At 64.1% G+C, this 3,379-nt stretch carries 2 protein-coding genes and 1 pseudogene; 1 reads left to right on the top strand and 2 read right to left on the bottom strand.

Annotation, left to right across the window (positions count from 1 at the left end; all coding sequences use genetic code 11):
* Positions 1-207: pseudogene (locus ACLP9N_RS23250) on the bottom strand (LpqN/LpqT family lipoprotein); the annotation flags it as partial.
* A 578-nt stretch (positions 208-785) separates the two neighbouring features.
* Between ACLP9N_RS23250 and ACLP9N_RS23255 the strand changes: the two are divergent.
* Entirely contained in the window at positions 786-1,475 is a 690-nt protein-coding gene (locus tag ACLP9N_RS23255) for a hypothetical protein (protein WP_442409602.1), read from the top strand.
* A 17-nt stretch (positions 1,476-1,492) separates the two neighbouring features.
* Here the strand turns inward: ACLP9N_RS23255 and ACLP9N_RS23260 are convergent, their stop codons facing one another.
* Positions 1,493-2,992 (bottom strand): serine/threonine-protein kinase, encoded by a 1,500-nt coding sequence (locus ACLP9N_RS23260; RefSeq protein WP_442409603.1) that lies wholly within the window; start codon positions 2,990-2,992, stop codon positions 1,493-1,495.
* Positions 2,993-3,379: the final 387 nt, after the last annotated feature.

The following is a 3,379-nucleotide window of genomic DNA, read 5'->3' on the forward strand; positions in this document are numbered from 1 at the left end:
GTGCCACAACGTGGCCGCCAGGTCGGCCTCCCTGATGAAACGCTGGCGGTAGTCCTGGTCAGCGGACACGTCGATGTGCAGAATCTTGAGCGCATCCTGTCGCGGCAACCTCGGATGCTGGGCCAGATACACCTCGCCCATCCCTCCAGACCCCAGCAGCCGGATGATGGTGTACCCCGCGAATACCTCGCCAGGAGCCAACGACATGCGCGGATATTACCGCCGCCGTCGCCGGTGTAAATCGGTATTCCAGCCTGGCCTAACGATGCTCCAATGCGTTGTTAGAGGAGCCCGAGTTTCCTTCCTATTTCATCCGGCCTGGGACTCGAAGGCTGCTTATTGCGCTCAACGCCGGATGGCTTGACCCCGATCGGTTGATCAGACGCCAGCCGCCGGCTGAGATCCCATCCCAGAAAGTCTCCGGACATCCCAGCCGATTCACTACGGGGCCTCGGCGTGAGTGAGGTTGCAACATTGAAGCTATGAGCGCAAGGCGGCCCACCCGATCGTTCCGGCAACCACGACACGCTGCCCCCGCCACACAATGGCGGTCGCGCATACGAACAACATGGGCAATTGCCGGCGTAGGGGTCCTGGTTGCGGCTGGGGCCTTCGTCGCCGGCGGCGTCGCCTTAGGCCGTCATCTCTCCGTACCGACACCCGCGCCAGCCCCGCCACTGCATGGCACCGCGACCTTTTCAGCGACTCCACCGCCCACGGCCGCGCAAGGTTCTGCGCCGAACCCGTCAGCCGGCCCGAAACTTCTGCCGGCCGATTTCGCACAGTTGCAGGCAAAGCTGCACGCGCAAATCGGGGTGGTCCTCACCGCGGTCGGCGGTCAGCACGAACCAGTCGTGCTTGGGGATTGGCAGAGCGGTCCGGCCTGGTCGACCATCAAGGTTCCCTTGGTGATCGCGGCGCTGCGCGAACAGAACCCCTCCGTGGTGACGGGCGCCATGACCGCCGCGATCACCGAGTCTGACAACGTGGAGGCCGAATCCATCTGGGAAAACCTCGGAGACGCGGCGACTGCCGCCACGAAGGTTGAGGCTGTGCTGAGGGAAACCGGTGACCCGACAACCGTTCAGTCGAAGAAGGTACGCCCCGAGTACACCGCCTTCGGCCAAACAGACTGGTCGCTGGTCAACCAAGCCGAGTTCATCTCCGCTGCCGTATGCGACGGCCGCAATAGGCCGATCTTCGATCTCATGGGACACATCGCCAAAGACCAGCAGTGGGGTCTGGGCACCATTCCGGGCGCGGAGTTCAAAGGAGGTTGGGGACCGTCAACGGCTGGACGTTACCTCGTTCGCCAGATAGGCGTCATACCCACCGCGGCCGGCGCCACCGCTGTCGCCATGGCCGTCGAGCCCGCTGCCGGGTCGTTTGATGAAGGCGCTCAAGAGCTTACGGAGCTGGCTAACTGGCTTGTCATCCACCTGGCGGCACTGCCCGCGGGACGCTGCGACTCCTGAAGCAGTCTTAAGGCGTATCAGTACAGGAAAACTCGCGCGATGTTACCGCCCGTGCAAGTGATCCAGTTGTCCGAGCCGTAAGCGGCGCACTCCATCACGAAGTTCGAACCGTCGCATCGCGCACCCTCCACGCCGTTGCAGTCGACGCTGCCCGGCGCGGACACCATGCGAGGCTCGCGACTGGCGTTGCCATATTGGTTCCAATAGGAGATCAGGACGCTCCGAGCGAAATAGCACGACGTCTCGGGTGAGCCGCGTCCCGAATGAGCGCCGAACCCAGTCACATTCGTCAACGAGAAGCCCTCATCGCACGACTGGTGGGCCACACCGTTGTCGGGCCCGAGCGCCAATGGCGGTAGTGCTGGCGCCGCGGGAGGTGGCGGCGCCGGCGGCGACTGGGGCTTGTATGGGGAGGGACCTTCAAGCGTGTTTCCGGGTTGCGGTCCCCCGCCTGTGGGCGGTGCGGAATTCTGATGGGCCAGCAGCCCGATCACGACTCCGATAGCGCCCAGCAGCAGGGCCGCGGCCACCGCGATGACTGTGGGCAGCAGCCACGGCCGGCCACGCGCATCCTGACCCTGTTTATATGACGGCTCCACGACGCCCTCGGTAGGCCATTCCGCCGGAGGTACCATGGCCGGGGCGAGCTGGGTGATCGCGTTCGGCGACGTGATGGGCCCCGAGCCCTCGGCGTGCAGCGCGCGGGCGGCGGCACGAGCCAGCGCACCTGCGCTGCCGTAGCGGTCGTCGGGTTCTTTGCTCATGCCGCGCGCGATGACATCGTCGAAAGATGGCGGAACGCGGTAGTTGGCCATGCTGGGCCGAGGCGGCGGCAACGAGATATGGGCCGCGATCAGCTGCTCCATGCTGTCGGCGGGGAATGGAGTGTCACCCGTGAGCGCCTCGTAGAGCACCGCGGCCAGCGAGTACACGTCGACCGCGGGCGTGGCGGGCTGATCGCCGAACCGTTCCGGCGCCATATAGACGAAGGAGCCGATGTGCGTGCCCGCCACTGTCAGGTGGGTTTCATCACGTGCCTCGGCGATACCGAAATCGGCCAGGTATGCGAAATCGGCCGGGGTTACAAGGATGTTCTGAGGTTTGACGTCGCGATGGATCAGACCCTGCGCATGGGCGGCGTCCAACGCCGCGGCAACCTGCGCGATGATCGCGACCGCCCGTGCAGGCTCCAGGGGTCCCTTCGTGAGCAATTCATGCAGGTCCTGACCCTCGACCAGGCGCATGTCGATATAAAGATTCCCGTCAATCTCGCCCCAGTCATGAATCGGAATGACATGGGGCTCTTGCAGAATCGCGGCCGCGTGGGACTCACGCTGAAACCGGGCCCGGTACCTCTCGTCTTGCAAGAGTTCTTTCGGGAGGATCTTCAATCCGACGTGCCTGTCCTTCACCGTGTCGTACGCTTCATACACCTCACCCATGCCCCCCTTGCCGATCAGCCTGGTGAGTTTGTACTTCCCGAACACCGAACCGACGCGCGATTGCGCTTCAGCCAATTTCCGCTCCTTACCGCCGACACACGAAGTATCCGTCCTGTCGGCTCGCCGCGTTGCCGATATGCCAGGAAGCGGGGGTGCTCCGCGCACCTCATCCTGATCGTCGGTCAGCCAGAAAAGTCCGTGCGGGACCACGTCGAAAGCTATGCAGCAACCCGTGGTCTCACTGTCACGTTTCTGCTTTACAGGGTGCAGATGGACCTGCGCGCGCACCCCTGATGGCACCGCTTTGGCCTTTGGTGCGGTGCTCCCACCCGAGTGGCTGCAGCCGGCGCTGCTGGATGCCGCCATGGCCACCCCGTCCGCTAGATGCGCGTGCCAGACACGTGCCAGATCCCGTAGCGAAGGAGTCGGTATCCGCGTCAATTACCACCCGATGGGTCGATA

Source organism: Mycobacterium sp. (assembly GCF_052144515.1).
In the GTDB taxonomy this organism is placed as follows: Bacteria; Actinomycetota; Actinomycetes; order Mycobacteriales; family Mycobacteriaceae; genus Mycobacterium.